Raw genomic sequence first — 642 nt, forward strand, 5'->3', positions numbered from 1 at the left:
GGGGGGGGTGGTGAACGGCATAAAAGCAAGCATCGAGCGGCGCTATCGAGCGGGAGAGAAAGGGAACGGACTTTGCCCGTTCCCTTTCTCGTCTCATAGGAGGAAGCGGCAAAACCGCTTCCTCCTATGACGGCGCATAGGCTCCTGCCTGTAGACAACGCTATTTGTTGCAAACTCGCGGCGCATAGGGCGGCAGGTGAAGGGCATAGAGGCTTTTGCCTATGCGCAAGAGACAGCCTTGCTTATAGGTGAAAACAGAGGGACAACGCCTTTCTGCTTTGCTTCGCGTATGCGCTGCCGAGTTTGCTACGCGGGCGGTTTCCGCCCCAGTTGCCTATAACGCCGCCGTCCGCTCGGTGCGGCATTGTCGGCAGGGCGTCCGCAAGCGGCTATGCCCCGTCCGCTTCAAATCCCGCCCCGCGATTTGAAAATTACGCTCCATAATTTACAAATTATGAGCCGCAATTTGAAAATTATGCGCCATAATTTGAAAATTATGAGTTGCAATTTGAAAATCCTGTCCCGTAATTTGAAAATTGTGGCCCGCAATTTATAAATCCTGCTTCATAATTTATAAATCCTGTTCCGCAATTTACAAATTATGTCCGATAATTTATAAATCGTGAGCAAAAATTAACGTGT

1 protein-coding gene is annotated in these 642 nt (G+C 49.8%); it reads left to right on the forward strand.

Features of this window, described 5'->3' with window-relative positions:
* Positions 1 to 248: 248 nt before the first annotated feature.
* Positions 249 to 428: a hypothetical protein gene (locus AWU74_RS11985; RefSeq protein ID WP_238580235.1), complete on the forward strand. Its 180-nt coding sequence runs from the start codon at positions 249 to 251 to the stop codon at positions 426 to 428.
* Positions 429 to 642: the final 214 nt, after the last annotated feature.

It is taken from the genome of Treponema endosymbiont of Eucomonympha sp., from assembly GCF_001028545.1.